Source organism: Actinokineospora auranticolor (genome assembly GCF_041897805.1).
In the GTDB taxonomy this organism is placed as follows: Bacteria; Actinomycetota; Actinomycetes; order Mycobacteriales; family Pseudonocardiaceae; genus Actinokineospora; species Actinokineospora auranticolor.
In genome coordinates this window covers 4,812,123-4,827,450 of sequence record NZ_CP154825.1, presented here as the reverse complement: position 1 = coordinate 4,827,450, position 15,328 = coordinate 4,812,123, and the positions used below count along the sequence as shown (strand labels likewise).

6 protein-coding genes are annotated in these 15,328 nt (G+C 71.6%); all 6 read left to right on the top strand.

What is annotated here, in order from left to right:
* Positions 1-567: 567 nt before the first annotated feature.
* Positions 568-2,709, top strand: a complete 2,142-nt coding sequence (locus V5P93_RS21300) for an FHA domain-containing protein (protein ID WP_181043724.1) — start codon at positions 568-570, stop codon at positions 2,707-2,709.
* The gene (locus V5P93_RS21295; protein ID WP_342752302.1) at positions 2,709-5,897 is read left to right on the top strand and encodes an MFS transporter; all 3,189 of its coding nucleotides are present in this window, start codon (positions 2,709-2,711) and stop codon (positions 5,895-5,897) included. The genes V5P93_RS21300 and V5P93_RS21295 overlap by 1 nt, the downstream gene beginning before the upstream one ends.
* A 107-nt stretch (positions 5,898-6,004) precedes the next feature.
* On the top strand, positions 6,005-7,243 hold the full coding sequence (locus V5P93_RS21290) for a cation:proton antiporter (RefSeq protein ID WP_104481455.1): 1,239 nt from the start codon (positions 6,005-6,007) through the stop codon (positions 7,241-7,243).
* Positions 7,244-7,792: 549 nt separating this feature from the next.
* Positions 7,793-8,419, top strand: a complete 627-nt coding sequence (locus V5P93_RS21285; protein ID WP_104481456.1) for a hypothetical protein — start codon at positions 7,793-7,795, stop codon at positions 8,417-8,419.
* A gap of 4 nt (positions 8,420-8,423) precedes the next feature.
* Positions 8,424-10,430, top strand: a complete 2,007-nt coding sequence (locus tag V5P93_RS21280; protein WP_104481457.1) for a hypothetical protein — start codon at positions 8,424-8,426, stop codon at positions 10,428-10,430.
* A 6-nt stretch (positions 10,431-10,436) separates the two neighbouring features.
* The gene (locus tag V5P93_RS21275) at positions 10,437-15,320 is read left to right on the top strand and encodes a DNA repair ATPase (RefSeq protein ID WP_104481458.1); all 4,884 of its coding nucleotides are present in this window, start codon (positions 10,437-10,439) and stop codon (positions 15,318-15,320) included.
* Positions 15,321-15,328: the final 8 nt, after the last annotated feature.

Sequence of the window (15,328 nt, the reverse complement as noted above, 5' to 3'; positions counted from 1 at the left end):
ACACCGCCCGGGCACCGCGCCCGTCGCCGGACGGGTCGCGCGACCCGTCGCCGGTCGGGCCGCGCGCTGCTGCCGGGGATCGCGGCCGGGGCGTGCGGCCGATTGTCACCGGTGGATCGTCTTGGGGTCGTCGTGGTGGTAAGCGAATTCGTTACCCGGTTAACCGGTAGGCCAATTTCGACAGTCGACGATGGTCACCGCCGGTTTTTCGCCAGGCCGCTCGGGTGCGGCCCAACATAGCGAAAACCCGGGGCGGTGTCGCTGCTCTCCTTGGACCGCACCGGTTAGGACGTTCGGCGGAAATCCGCGCGGTTGCGTCCTTTTGGACCAACGCCGTCCCGTGTGTAACAGTCGGGTTGTTTGCGCGAAACACACGCGACAGTCGGGGAGCGCTGCCTATACTCGGAGTAGGGGAGGTGACCTGTGGTTTTCGCCCACCTGTTGGCAGCGCGGAGAGTTGACCTCTCACGGCACCTGCCGCCGACCGGTTGGTGACTCATTTTCGACTCCCCGCGCGTCCACTCGGGCGCGTTCGTCACCGGTTCCTGACGCGAAGGACTGTGCACAATGGCCAAGTCCGCAAGGCCTGCTTGGAGACGCGCGTGGGCCACGCCCGCGCGCAAGGCGGTACTGGGGGCGCTCGCCTCCGTTGCTGTCGCTCTTGGGGCCGCGGGTCTTGTGCAAGCGGGCACCGCCCGCACCGCGCTGCTCATCGGGGCCTGTACCGCCTTCGCCGCCCTGATCGCGGCTTTCCTCGTCCAGCTGGCCCGTTCGGCCGCCCCGGTGCCCGGTGACCTGGACGGCACCACCGTGGACAACTCCGCCGCCGCGGACGCCGCCGACGCCGCGCTGGTCCGCGACCCGGACTTCCTCGCGCTCGGCCTGGGCGGCACCAACATGATGGCGATGCTGTGGACGGTCGCCATGGGCAAGCGCGCGGTCGGCGTGGAGATGCGCGGCGACCCGTCGCTCGGCGTGCACTGGAACATCCGCGAGGACCTGTACCACCACTTCGGACTGATCGACCAGATGATGCTGGAGCGCTACGGCGCCGACGGCGTGCCCAAGCGCGGCAACGGCACCCCGTTCCTGCTCGCCGAGTGCTTCTACCACCCCGACACCGCCGCGGGCGCGGTCGCCGCGGACGAGGTCGTCACCGGCTTCCTCGACTCGCACATCGGCGAGGACGCGCACGTGTCCGGCATCATCCACCACACCGAGTTCATCGACGACCGCTGGGCCGACGGCCGACCGCAGCGCGTGGTGACCGTCGTGGACTCCGCGCTGCCGCCGACCGACCACGACCCGTCCAAGATCGGCAGGCCGATGGTGGAGGTCCTCGACGGACCCTCCACGTTCCAGGCGGGCGCCTCCGAGGTGCTCATCCTCCAGCGCCGCTACCTCGAGGCGATCGAGCGGATGGACCTCGAGCGCGGCGCGCGGCCCCGGGTCCGGTTGTTCACCAGCCACCGCGTGGTGACGCCGAACGACGACGGCGGCTACCTGAACTGGCTGCGCCGCGACGAGGGCTTCACGCCGCAGCGCGACGGCCGGATGGGCGTGCGGATCGAGCAGATCCGCGAGCTGGACTACAAGGGCAAGTTCCGCCGCGTGCGGGTGCCCGGCACCGAGGTGCTCGACCTCGGCGTGCCCGAGCTGTTCATGATCGCGCAGGGCTTCGACAGCACCGACGCCACCCGCCTCGGCTTCCGCCAGGAGGAGGTCAAGGTGGACCACCAGGACGGCCGCGGCCCCGTGGTGGCCCAGGCCGACTACCTGGCCGGGCTGATGGAGGTCCTGGTCGACGGGCGGCTGCGCAGGCGCATCGCGTCGGAGTTCGACAAGCAGGGCAACGAGTACTGGGTGCGGCAGATCGCCGTGGGCCACCAGGACGACCCCGAGGTGGGCTGGATCCTGGTGCAGGTACCCGACTTCAAGACCTTCGACCCGATCCTGGCCGGACTGGTGCCCCCGGGCACCGACCGCAAGGCGCCGGAGTACTTCGCCGCGTACCAGTACCTGCTGCGCGACTTCTACCTCGAGCAGGTCTCGCACATCGTGGAGATCCCGCGCGAGGAACTGGAGTCGGTGCAGATCCCCTACGGCCCCAAGCTGTTCAGCCTGGTCGAGCAGGTCGGCGCGGACGCGCTGGTGGCGGCCAACGGCGTCGTCGCGGGCGACTCCTTCGGCAACGGCCACTTCCTGACCAGCGGCGGCGCCATCACCGGCATGGTCGGCCACGGCGCCCGGGTGCTGCGCTACTGGGAGGCCCGGGCGGCGGGCGCCGACCAGCCGACCGCGGTGCGCGGGTTGGCCGACGGCATCAAGGCGGACACCGACGGGTGGCTGCACGTCAGCGCCCAGGAGTTCAGCCAGGCCGTGCCGATCAACTTCGGCGCCGAGCGGATCGAGCGGATCTCCGCGGCCAGCGGCAAGTCCACCGAGGCCCGCGCGAACACGATCGACGCCACCCGCAGGCACCGGCACTCGCTGGTGCCGCTCGACCCGTCGGACTGGCGGCGCCTGGTGATCCGCAGCGGCCGCACGCACGCGCTGTCGCTGCCCCCGCTCAGCCAGGTCCACCCCGCGCTGCGCGGGTCGGGGGAGGTGGCCGGGGAGTCCTCGGACGTGATGGCGGACGAGGCCGGGATGACCACCGGCAACGGCCAGGCGGACCTGGCCGCCCCGGCGCTGAACGCGGGGGCGTGATGGACGCGATGACCGGGGCCGCGCTGCGGCCCGTCCCCGTGCTGCGCGGCCTGCGCGAGCGCCAGTTGGCGCTCGTCGTGCTCTGCGCGGGCACCCTGATGATCATCCTCGACGGTTCCGTGGTGAACGTCGCGCTGCCGTCCATCCAGACCGACCTCGGGTTCGCCCAGACCGACCTGGCGTGGGTGATCAACGCCTACCTGATCCCCTTCGGCGGGTTGCTGCTGCTGGCGGGTCGACTCGGTGACCTCTTAGGTCGCAAACGCCTGTTCATCAGCGGATTGGCCGTGTTCACGGTCGCGTCGCTGGCCTGCGGGCTGGCGAACAGCCAGGCCGTGCTGATCGCGGCCCGGGCCGCGCAGGGCATCGGCGGGGCCGCCGCCTCGGCGGTGGTGCTCGGCATGATCGTGACGATGTTCCCCCGCCCGAGGGAGCAGGCCCGCGCGGTCGGCGTCTACTCCTTCGTGGCCGCGGCGGGCGCCTCGCTCGGCCTGCTGGCCGGTGCCGCGCTCACCGAGGCGATCAACTGGCACTGGATCTTCTTCGTCAACCTGCCCCTCGGCGCGGCGACCATCGTCGCGGCGCTGCGGCTGCTCGACGAGAACACCGCCGACACCGACGCGCAGACCTCGGACGTGCTGGGCGGTCTGCTGATCACCCTGGGCCTGTCGCTGTGGGTCTACACGATCGTGCAGGCCGGGGAGACCGGCTGGGGCTCGACGCGCACGATCGTGCTGTGCGCGGTGTCCACCGCGCTGGTGCTCGGCTTCGTCGCGCACCAGGCGCGGGCCCGGGACCCGTTGGTGCCCCTGGGCATCTTCCGCGCCCGCAACGTCGGCTGGGCGAACCTGGTGCAGACGCTGATGGTGGCCGGGTTCGCCGGGGTCTTCTTCCTCGGCGCGCTGTACATGCAGAACGTGCTGCGGTTCAGCGTCGCCGAGGTCGGGCTGGCGTTCCTGCCCGCCGCGGCGGCCATCGCGACGCTGTCGCTGAAGGTCACGCCGAAGCTGGTGGACAAGGTCGACGCCAAGGCCGTGCTGGTGCCGGGCATGCTCCTCATGGTCGCGGGCCTGGCGCTGTTCGCCAGGGTCCCGGTCGACGGGGACTACCTGGTGGACGTGCTGCCGGTGATGCTGCTGCTCGGCACCGGCGCGGGTCTGTGCTTCCCCGCCGTGATCACGGTCGCCATGGCCGACGCCACCACCAGCGACGCGGGTGTGCGCTCCGGTCTGGTCAACACGACCCAGCAGATGGGCCCCGCGCTCGGCCTGGCCGTGCTGGCCGCGATGTCCAGCGCGCGCACCGGCGACGCGCTGGCGGACGGCGTGCCCGCGCTGGAGGCGCTGACCTCCGGCTACCGGCTGGCGTTCCTCGTCGGGGCCGGGATCGTGCTGGTCGCCGCCGTGCTGGGCATGACCGTCGTGCAGCCCGCGGTGCCGAAGACGGCGCCGAAGTCCCTGGACGACACCGCGGTCGACGCGCACGACCACAACCTCGCGGGCGTGCGCGACCCGGACTACCTGGCCCTCGGGCTCGGCGGCACCGGGATGATGGGCATGCTGTGGTCGGTCGCGGAGGGCAAGCGGGCCGTCGGTGTCGAGCTGCGCGGCGACCCGTCGTACGGGGTCATGCACTGGAACCTCAACGCCGACATCTACCACCACCTCGGCGTCATCGACCAGCTGATGCTGGAGCGCTACGGCGCCGACGGCGTGCCCAAGCGCGGCGACGGCAGCCTGTTCCGGCTCGCGGAGTGCCTCTACAGCACCGAGACCGAGGCGGGCGACGCCTCCGCCGACGAGGTGGTCAGCGGGTTCGACCTGGAGTCGCACGTCGGCGGCGTGGTCTTGCACGAGGAGCACGTCGACGACCGCTGGCTCGACGGCAGGCCGCACCGGGTCGTCGCCGACCTGGGCGGCATGACGCCGCCCACCGGCCCGGACCCGTCGCGGCTCGGCCGCGACCTCGCCGAGGTGCTGGCGGACCGGCCGACGTTCCTCGCGGGCGCCGAGGAGGTGCTGGTGATCCTGCGCCGGTACCTGGAGGCCGTGGAGGCCATGGACCTCGCGTCCGGCCGCGAGCCCCGCGTGCGGCTGTTCACCAGCCACCGCGTGCTCACCGAACCGCGGCGCGCGGCCAAGGGCGCCACCGGGTTCGAGCGGCAGCCCGACGGCAGGCTGCGGGTGCGCCTGGAGATGGTGCGCAGCCTCGACCACAAGGGCAAGTTCCGCCGCGTCGCGGTGGACAACGCCGAGATCGTCGACCTGGGCGTGCCCGGTCTGATCGTGATCGCCGAGGGCCAGTCCGGCGCCGACGCGCGCAGGCTCGGGTTCACCCAGCGCGACGTCCGCGTCGACCACGGCGACGGCAACGGCCCGGTGCCCGCGCAGGCGGACTACCTGGCCGGGCTGATCGAGGTGTTCATCGACAGCCGGGTGCGCAGGCGGGTGTCCACCGAGTTCGACCGCAACGGCACCGCCTACACCACGCGCCAGATCGCGATCGGGCACGAGGACGACGCCGAGGTCGGCTGGGTGCTGATCGAGGTGCCGGAGTTCAAGACCTTCGACCCGGTGCTCGCGGGGCTGGTGCCGGAGGGCACCGCCAAGGACACCGCGAAGTACTTCGCCGCCCACCAGCTGCTGATGCGGGACTTCTTCCTGGAGCAGACCGCGCACCTGCTGGAGATCCCCAAGGCCGAGCTGGCCAAGATCCAGCTCACCTACGGGCCAAAGCTGTTCCGCCTCGTGGAGCGGATCGGCTCGGACGCGGTGGTCGCGGCCAACGCCGTGGTCGCGGGCGACTCCTTCGGCAACGGGCACGTGCTCACCAGCGGCGGTGTCACCACCGGCATGGTCGGCCACGCCCACCGCGTGCTGCGGTACTGGCGGGCCCGCGAGTCGGGGGTGACCCACGAGCAGGCGCTGCGCGACCTCGCCGACGGGATCAAGGCCGACACCCAGGCCTGGATCCGGCACAGCGAGTCGGAGTTCAGCCCGATGCCACCCGCGGACCGCCGGGCGTTGGCCGCGACCCGCGAGCACCGGGCGTCGCTGCTGATCCGCGACCACTCCGACGAGTGGATCCGGGTCGTGATCCAGGCGGGCAGGCTGCACGCGTACGCGCTGCCGCCGCTGGCCGACACGCACCCGGCGGCCCGCGCCGCCGCGGAGTCGCCGTCGTCCTGACGCCCGCCTGACGTTCGCACGGAAAACCCCGCGGTACGACGGCATCGTCGTACCGCGGGGCACCCGCGTCTGCCATCGTGTCCGGGGAGAGATCCCTGGGGGAGATCATGACCACGCATCAGACCGTCTTCCTGTTCTTGGACCTGGCCGTCGTCGTCGCGCTCGCCCGCCTGGTCGGCGCCCTCGCCCGGCGCCTGGGGCAACCCGCGGTCATCGGCGAGATCCTGGCCGGTGTGCTGATCGGCCCGAGCCTGCTCGGCACCGGCGTGACCGACGTGCTGTTCCCCGCCGACGTCCGCCCACTGCTGTCCACCCTGGCCAACGTGGGCGTGGCGGTGTTCATGTTCGGCATCGGCGTCGAGCTGGACCGCGCCCTGTTGCGCGGCAAGGGGAAACTCGCGACCGCGGTGTCCCTCGCCTCGATCGCGCTGCCGTTCGCGCTGGGCGCGCTGCTGGCCCTGTACCTCGTGGGCAACCACACGGCGCCGCACCGGCTCGGGTTCGTCCTGTTCATCGGCGCGGCGATGTCGGTGACGGCGTTCCCCGTGCTGGCCCGGATCCTCGCCGACCGCGGCCTGTCGAGGACCCCCGTGGGCGGCATCGCCCTGGTGTGCGCCGCGGCGGGCGACCTGCTCGCCTGGTGCCTGCTCGCCGTCGTCGTCCTGGTTTCCGGCGGCGGTGGACAGTGGTTGTTCCTCTGGGGTCCGGCCTACCTCGTGGTGATGCTCTGGCTGGTCCGCCCACTGCTGCGCAAGGTGCTCACCGACCGCGTGCCGACCTCGGTGGCCCTGTCGATCCTGATCGCGGGTCTGCTGCTCTCCGGCGCCGCCACGGAGTGGATCGGCCTGCACTTCATCTTCGGCGCGTTCCTGTTCGGCGTGGTGGTCCCGCACGAGGGGACCAGCAGGCTGCGCGAGTCGGTGGTCGAGCGGATCGACCTGTTCAACGGGACGTTGTTGCTGCCGGTGTTCTTCATCGTGGCGGGGCTCAAGGTGGACCTGTCGGCCATCGGCGCCACCGGCGTGCTGGAGCTGGCGCTGGTCCTCGTGGCCGCCGTCACCGGGAAACTGGGCGGTGCCTTCGCCGCCGCGCGGCTCAACGGCATGCCGACCAGGGAGGCCGCCGGGCTCGGGGTGCTGATGAACACCCGGGGCCTGACCGAACTGATCATCCTGTCCGTCGGGCTGCGACTGGGGATGCTGGACCAGCGCCTGTACTCGGTCATGGTGGTGATGGCCATCGTCACCACCGCCATGGCGGGCCCGCTCCTGCGCCTCCTCGACCTGCCGACCGACCCGCCCGCCCCGGTGCACCGGCCGCGGACGGCCGCGGCCGCCGCCGAGTAGCCGGGCGGCGATAGTCCACGCGAAAGGAGCGGGTCCCGGTCGGTGCCGGACGCCTCGTCCGACCACCTGCTCGCCACCCGGTCGGGACAATGGTGGTTCCCATCGGAAAATGAACGCCATGTCTTGTCGCCGACCGGAACCGGGCTGGGGTGCGCGGGCGCGGGCCGCCACCGGGTCGTCACGCTGTTCGCGGTGTCCACAGTGGCCACACCGTAGGCGTCGGGAGCGACCCACCGCGCACGAGCCGATCGACACCCGCGTCCGCCCATCGGACGCCACCACCTGGCTCGCCCGCACCCGCGAGCCGGGTGGTTCCGCCCGGCTCGCGCCGGGTGCTCCACTCCGGACAGTTCGATGACGTGAAACCGATTCGCGGCAAGCGCGTCGTTCGCCCTTGGCGGACCGCGACCGGACAGGATCTCTCCGCGTCGGGAAATCGGAACAAACGGACACGATCCACCGATCCTTCGCCTGCTGAGCGAATTTTCCGAAACCCCCCACCCGGGAGGTGTTCACCGGGTAATTTCCCCTCAGTGACGAGGAGGCTGGATGGGTGAGTTCGTCGGGGCGGCGTTGAGCTTCCCGGCCGTGCTGTTCAGCTTCCTGCTCGTCGTGGTCGTCGGCTACTGGCTGCTGGTGCTCGTCGGGCTGTCCGAGATAGACCTTCCCGGTGCCCCGGACCCCGACGGCATCGGGCTGGGCGGCGTGCCGCTGACCGTCGCCGTGTCCGTGGTGACGGTCGTGGCCTGGTTCCTCGCGCTGGTCTCCGGCGTGCTCCTCGACGACCTCGGCCTCGCGGGCGCCCTCCTGGTCATCGCCCGCGCGGTGGCCCTGGTCGTCGTGCTGGTGGTCGCGCTGCTGGTCACCAGGCTTGTCGTCATCCCGTTGCGGAAGGCGTTCCCGGAGGACGCCGGGCCCAAGCGGGCGGACTTCGTCGGGCTGGTGTGCGTCGTGCGCACCGGGTCGGTGGACCGGACCTTCGGGCAGGCCGAGGTGACCTCGGTCGACGGGTCCTCCGCCGTCATCCAGGTCCGGCAGCCCGGAGTGGAGCCGCTGCGGGCGGGCAGCACCGCCGTCATCCACGACTACGACCCGGTGGGCGAGTTCTTCTGGATCACCCCGGTCGACCTGACCCCCCTCGCGGACCCCCGCGACCAACCACGGCCAAGGGACTAGAAGCATGGACGTCATCTCCACCGGGCTGGGTGTGCTGCTCGGCGTCATCCTCCTCGTCGTCATCGTCCTGCTGTTCCTGATCGGCAGGCTGTTCCGCAAGGTCGACCAGGGCAAGGCGCTGATCGTGTCGAAGGTGAAGAAGGTCGACGTGACCTTCACCGGCGCGGTCGTGCTCCCGGTGCTGCACAAGGCCGAGGTCATGGACATCTCGGTGAAGACCATCGAGATCAACCGGGCGGGCACCGAGGGGCTGATCTGCCGGGACAACATCCGCGCCGACATCCGGATCACGTTCTTCGTGCGGGTCAACAAGACCGTCGAGGACGTCATCAAGGTGGCGCAGGCGATCGGCACCGCGCGGGCCAGCGACGAGCAGACGTTGCAGGTGCTGTTCAACGCGAAGTTCTCCGAGGCGCTCAAGACCGTCGGCAAGCACCTGGACTTCGTCGACCTCTACACCAAGCGCGACGAGTTCCGCGACCAGATCATCCGGGTGATCGGCACCGACCTCAACGGCTACAGCCTGGAGGACGCGGCGATCGACTACCTGGAGCAGACGCCGATGGCGCAGCTGGACGCGGCGAACATCCTCGACGCCCAGGGCATCCGCAAGATCACCGAACTCACCGCGGTCGAGCACGTGCGCACCAACGAGTACCGGCGCAACGAGGAGAAGGAGATCACCCGGCAGAACGTCGACGCCCGGGAGGCCATCCTCGAACTCGAGCGCAGGCAGGCGGACGCGGAGATCAAGCAGCGCCGCGAGATCGACACCATGCGCGCCCGGGAAGAGGCCGAGACGCAGAAGGTGCAGGCCGAGGAGCGGCTCAAGGCCCAGGGCGCGAACCTGCGCACCGACGAGTCGCTCGGCATCCAGGCGGAGAACCAGGCCCGCGAGATCGCCGTCGCGCAGAAGAACCGCGAGCGGGTCATCGCGATCGAGACCGAGCGGATCGAGAAGGACCGGCTGCTGGAGGTCATCTCCCGCGAGCGCGAGACCGAGCTGTCGCGGATCGCCAAGGACAAGGAGGTCGAGGGCGAGAAGCGCGCCGTCGCCGAGGTCGTCCGGGAGCGGATCGCGGTCGACCGGACGGTGGCCGAGCAGGAGGAGAACATCAAGCGGCTGCGCGCGGTCGAGGAGGCCGAGCGCGGGCGCCAGGCGCTGGTGATCGCCGCCGAGGCCGCCGCGCAGGAGAACCTGGTCAAGGACATCAAGGCCGCGGAGGCGGCCGAGGCCGCCGCCAAGCACAAGGCCCGCGAGGAGATCGTGCTCGCCGAGGCCCGCCAGCAGGCCGCCGAGCTGGACACCCGCGCGCAGATCCGGCTCGCCGAGGGCGAGCAGGCCCGGGCCGCCGCGACCGGGCTCGCCGAGGTGCAGGTGCGCGAGCGCGACGCCGCCGCGATCGAGAAGGTGGGTCGCGCGGAGGCCGCTGTCGCCCGCGAGAAGGCGATGGTCGAGGCCGCCGCGATCCGGGAGAAGCTCAAGGGCGAGGCCGAGGGCCTGTCAGAGAAGGCGGGCGCGCTCGCCGCGATGGACGACGCGACCCGCGAGCACGAGGAGTACCGGCTCCGGCTGGAGGCGGACACCTCGGTGCGGCTGCGCGGGATCGACGTGCAGCGCGAGGTCGCCGAGGCGCAGGCGATGGTGCTGGCCGCCGGGCTGGAGAAGGCCGACATCGACATCGTCGGCGGCGAGTCGATGTTCTTCGACAAGATCGTCGGCGCGGTGTCGCTCGGCAAGAGCGTCGACGGCTTCCTGGACCACTCGGAGACGGCGCGCACGCTGGCCCGGCCGTGGCTGGACGGTTCGTCGAGCTTCACCGACGACCTGCGCGGCCTGCTCGGCTCGCTCGGCAGCGAGGACGTGAAGAACCTGACCGTGTCGGCGCTGCTGCTCAAGATGATCAACTCGGACGGCGGCGAGTCCGGCAAGCTCCGGGAGCTGCTCGGGCACGCGCAGCGGTTAGGGGTGGCGGACAAGCCGGTGGCCGCCCTCGCCGCGAGCCTGTAGCACCCGATGACCGACACCACGGAGACCACCGGGCCCGCGCTCGACGCCGGTACCTACGAGGTCCTGCGGGCCCGGCTCGGCGAGCAGGCCGCCGAGCTGGCCCGGCGGGCCGAGGCGCTCAACGACGACCGGCTGCGCGTGTTCGGCGGCACCGAGCTGCGGCTGGTCGGCACCGAGCGGATCCGCACGGAGAACAACTGCGTCCCGCGCGACATCATCTCCGTCGACGGGCTGATGCTGTTCGGCTACAACGTGTTCATCGGCCTCAAGCCGGAGACCTCGGTCGACGACGTGTTCTCCCTGCACCGCTTCGCCCGCGACGGCGAGGCGTTCCGCTTCGAGGCGGCGGGGCCGGACGAGCTGCCCGAGCTGTTGCGCGGGGAGGGTTTCCGGCGCGACTTCGGCGAGCTGTACCGGTACTACCGCGAGACCAGGCTGCTGCAGCTGCGGCACGTCGAGGGCAAGCTGCTCGCGGTGTTCCAGACCGGGCCGCGCACCGAGGACGTGAAGGTCCTGCGCTGGAACATCGCCCCCGGCGGCGCGGTGTCCTATGCGGACAACCGCGGCGAACGCGACCACGTGTTCCCGCCCGCGCAGGACTTCGAGTGGGTCGAGACCACGCGTGACGACCACGTGCTCGGCCGGTTCCCGCACATCTCCATCCTGGGCAAGGTCTTCGTGGAGACCGTGCGCGGCGACCTGACCGTCAAGGTCGAGAACAACACCGAGACCGGCGAGGGCATCTACGCCGAACCGGTCGCCGAGCCGTTGCAGAGCCTCGCCGACGCGGACGTGTACTACGCCGAGGTCGGCTCGCTGATCCTCCTCCGGATCCGCCCCTACAACGAGACCGAGTGGCGGCACCTGGTCTTCGACACCCGCGCCCGCTCGGTCGTCCGCCTCGACGGCATCGGCCAGGCCTGCCGCAGGCTCCCCGAGGACCAGGGGATCATCTTCCCCGGCGGCTACTACCTGGCCACCGGCGTGCACAAGACGTTCGACACCGAGGTGGCGAGCCTGGAGTACGAGCGCGTCATCCGCTCGCCCAACGGCGAGGACGTCCTCTACGCCTTCCACGCCCGCGAGGAGGGCCGCACGCTTCTGCTGCCCTACAACGTGATCCGCAAGGAAGTGGCCAACCCGCTGGTCTGCCACGGGTACTCGCTGTTCGACGACGGCACCCTCGTGGTGTTCCGCGCGACGTCCGAGGAACCCACCCGCGTGCACCCCATGCAGGTCTGGCAGACGCCCTACCTGTCCGACACCTACGCCGCCGCGCGGCCCGTCGGCACCGGGCCGCTGGAGCGGGTCGGCAACGCGGACCTGGTGCGCGGCATCTCCGACTGCCTGTCGGTGGCCCAGATGGTCGGCGACATGGCCCCGTCGACCGCGGTGTTCGAGGCGCTGATCACGACCTGCGCGCGCGTGTTCGACCACTACCACTGGCTCGGCGAGGCCGACCTCGGTGACCTGCGCACACCGCTGGCCCAGGTGCGTTCCACCGCCGAGCAGGTGCTCGACGAGTTCGAGACCGTGCAGGCCCTCACCCGCCAGGCCGCCGACGCCCTCGCCGAGGCCGGTGCCCAGGTCGGCGCGCTGGTGCGGTCCGCGCGCGGCGCGGCGCCGAAGTCGGCGGACGGGTGGGTCGCCCAGCTCGCGGACCTGCGGCGGGCCCAGGGCAGGCTCGTCACCCTGCGGGAGCGGCGGTACCTCGATCTGGCCACAGTGGACTCGTTGACCGCGGAGCTGGCCGCCGAGCTGGTCTCCGCCGGGCAGCGAGCGGTGGCCTTCCTCGGTGGCGCGGACGCCTTCGCGGGCTACCACGAGCAGGTCGACCGGCTCGTGGCCGACGCGGCGGCCATCGGCACGGTGGCCGAGGCCGGACCGGTGGGGGAGCGGCTCGCGGAACAGGCCGAGGGGCTGGAGATCGTCACCGACGTGGTCGGTTCGCTCGACATCGCCGACGCCACCGCGCGCACCGCCATCCTGGAACGCGTCGGCGAGGTGCTGGGCGGGGTCAACCGGGCCCGCGCCACGCTCGCCGCGCGGCGCGGGGAGCTGCTGGCCACCGAGGGGCGGGCGGAGTTCGCGGCCGAGTTCGCGCTGCTCGGCCAGGCGGTCACCGGCGCGCTCGCGGTCGCCGACACGCCGCAGCGCTGCGACGACCAGCTCGGCAGGCTCATGCTCCGGCTGGAGAACCTGGAGTCGCGGTTCGGCGAGTTCGACGACTTCCTCACCGAACTCGGCGAGAAGCGCTCGGACGTCTACGAGGTGTTCTCCTCGCGCAAGCAGGCGCTGCTCGACGAGCGCGCCCGCCGCGCGGACCGGCTGGTCGAGTCGGCGGACCGGGTGCTCGGCAGCGTCCAACGCAGACTGTCTACTCTGGCCTCGCTGGACGACATCAACACCTACTTCGCCTCGGACCCGATGGTCGCCAAGCTGCGCGCGGTCACCGACGACCTGCGCGAGATCGGCGACCAGGTGCGGGCCGAGGAGCTCGCGGGCAGGCTCAAGGCCGCCCGGCAGGAGGCGGGGCGCGCGCTGCGCGACCGGCTCGACCTGTTCACCGACGGCGGCGACACCCTGCGGTTCGGCAAGCACGCCTTCGCCGTCAACACCCAGCCGCTCGACCTGACCCTGGTCCCGCACGACGGCGGCATGGCCTTCGCGGTGACCGGCACGGACTACCGCGCGGCCGTCACCGACCCGGACTTCGCCCAGACGCGCGGGTACTGGGACCAGCTGCTGGTCTCCGAGTCGCCCGAGGTCTACCGCGCCGAGCACCTGGCCGCCGCGATCCTGACCACCGGTGACCTGGACGCGCTGCACGCGGCGGCCGTCGAGTCCGGCGGTCTGCTCGCGGCCGTGCGCGCCGCCGCCGAGTCGCGGTACGACGAGGGCTACGAGCGCGGTGTGCACGACCACGACGCGGCCCTGATCCTGGACGTCCTGCTGCGGCTGCACGCGGGCGCGGGTCTGCTGCGCTACCCGCCCGCCGCTCGCGCCGCCGCGCAGCTGTTCTGGGCGTTCGGCGCGGAGTCCGCCGCCAGGGACCGGTGGTCGGTGCGGGCGTCCTCGCTGGCCAGGGCCCGCGCGGCCTTCGGTCCGCCCGCCGCGATCGCCGAGCTGTGCGGGGAACTGACCACGGCGGTGGCGGGTTTCCTGCGGGTCGCGCCCGACGCGGCCGTGGGGGAGTACCTGTTCGAGGAACTCGCGTCCGCGCCGTTCGGGTTCGTCACCAGCGCGGGCGCGCGGACCGTGGTCGAGCGGTTCCACCGCGCCCTCGGCGGTAAGGACACCTCGTACGCCGAGGACCTGCGCGCGCTCGGCGACGACCTCGACGCGCGCCACCAGCTGGTCTCGGCGTGGTTGGGCGCGTTCCTCGCGACCACCGACATGTCCGATGTGGACCTTCCAGAAGCGGTGGCGCTGGAGCTGTGCGGTGACCTGCTGGCCCGGCACGACTCGTCCGCGGCGTTGGCCGAGCGGGTCGACGGCCTGCTCGGCGCGCACCCCCGGGTCGTCGACCGCGCGCTGCCCGTGCGGCTGGACGACCTGCTGGACCGCACCCGGCGGTTCCGGCTGGAGCGCGTCCCCGGCTTCCGCGACTACCAGCGCAGGCGCAACGAGCTGGTCGCCGCGGAGAAGCGGCGGCTGCGGCTGGACGAGTACCGGCCGAAGGTGATGAGCGCGTTCGTCCGCAACCGGTTGCTCGACGAGGTCTACCTGCCGCTGATCGGCGACAACCTGGCCAAGCAGCTCGGCGCGTCCGGAGTGGACAAGCGCACCGACCAGATGGGCCTGCTGCTGCTGATCTCGCCGCCCGGCTACGGCAAGACGACGCTGATGGAGTACGTCGCGAACCGCCTCGGCCTGGTCTTCGTCAAGGTCAACGGCCCGGCGCTGGGCCACGGCGTGACGTCGTTCGACCCGGCCGACGCGCCCAATGCCACGGCCCGGCAAGAGGTCGAGAAGATCAATTTCGCGCTGGAGCTGGGCAACAACGCGCTGCTGTACGTCGACGACATCCAGCACACCAACCCGGAACTGCTGCAGAAGTTCATCTCCCTGTGCGACGCCCAGCGGCGCGTCGAGGGGGTGTGGAACGGGCGCACCCGGACGTACGACATGCGCGGCAAGCGATTCGCGGTGTGCATGGCGGGCAACCCGTACACCGAGTCCGGTAAGCGCTTCCGCGTCCCGGACATGTTGTCCAACCGCGCGGACGTGTGGAACCTGGGTGACGTGCTGTCGGGCCGGGAAGAGTTGTTCGCGCTGAGCTACGTGGAGAACTCGCTCACCTCGAACCCGGTCCTGGCCCCGCTGTCGACCCGCGAGCGGTCCGATGTGGAGTTGTTCGTCCGCTTGGCCCAGGGCGATGACGGCGCCCGGGCGGACCAGCTGGCCCACCCGTACTCCGGCGTCGAGGTCGAGCAAATCCTCTCGGTCCTGCGCAAACTCCTCCGCGTCCAGCGGGTGGTGCTGGACAACAACCGCGCCTACATCGCCTCGGCCGCCCAGGCGGACCCGTCCCGCACGGAACCGCCGTTCGGCCTCCAGGGTTCCTACCGGAACATGAACAAGCTGGCCGAGCGCATCGTCCCGGCGATGAACGAGGACGAGCTGGAGGCCGTCATCGACGACCACTACCGCGGCGAGGCCCAGACCCTGACCGCGGGCGCCGAGGCCAACCTCCTGAAACTGGCCGAGATCCGCGGCCGCCTGACCCCGGACCAGGCCGAACGTTGGTCGGAAGTGAAGAAGGCCTACCTCCGCACCCAAGCCCTCGGCGGCGGCACCGACGACCCCATCAGCCGCGCCGTCGGCGCCGTCGGCCTCCTCGCCGACCGCGTCGAAGCCGCCATCGACCGGGCCGCGGGCCACCGCTGATCTGCGAG

What these genes read in the sequence shown, in the direction of transcription:
- V5P93_RS21300 (WP_181043724.1), top strand. Translation starts at nt 568, where the DNA reads ATGGCCAAGTCCGCAAGGCCTGCTTGGAGACGCGCGTGGGCCACGCCC.
- V5P93_RS21295 (WP_342752302.1), top strand. Translation starts at nt 2,709, where the DNA reads ATGGACGCGATGACCGGGGCCGCGCTGCGGCCCGTCCCCGTGCTGCGC.
- V5P93_RS21290 (WP_104481455.1), top strand. Translation starts at nt 6,005, where the DNA reads ATGACCACGCATCAGACCGTCTTCCTGTTCTTGGACCTGGCCGTCGTC.
- V5P93_RS21285 (WP_104481456.1), top strand. Translation starts at nt 7,793, where the DNA reads ATGGGTGAGTTCGTCGGGGCGGCGTTGAGCTTCCCGGCCGTGCTGTTC.
- V5P93_RS21280 (WP_104481457.1), top strand. Translation starts at nt 8,424, where the DNA reads ATGGACGTCATCTCCACCGGGCTGGGTGTGCTGCTCGGCGTCATCCTC.
- V5P93_RS21275 (WP_104481458.1), top strand. Translation starts at nt 10,437, where the DNA reads ATGACCGACACCACGGAGACCACCGGGCCCGCGCTCGACGCCGGTACC.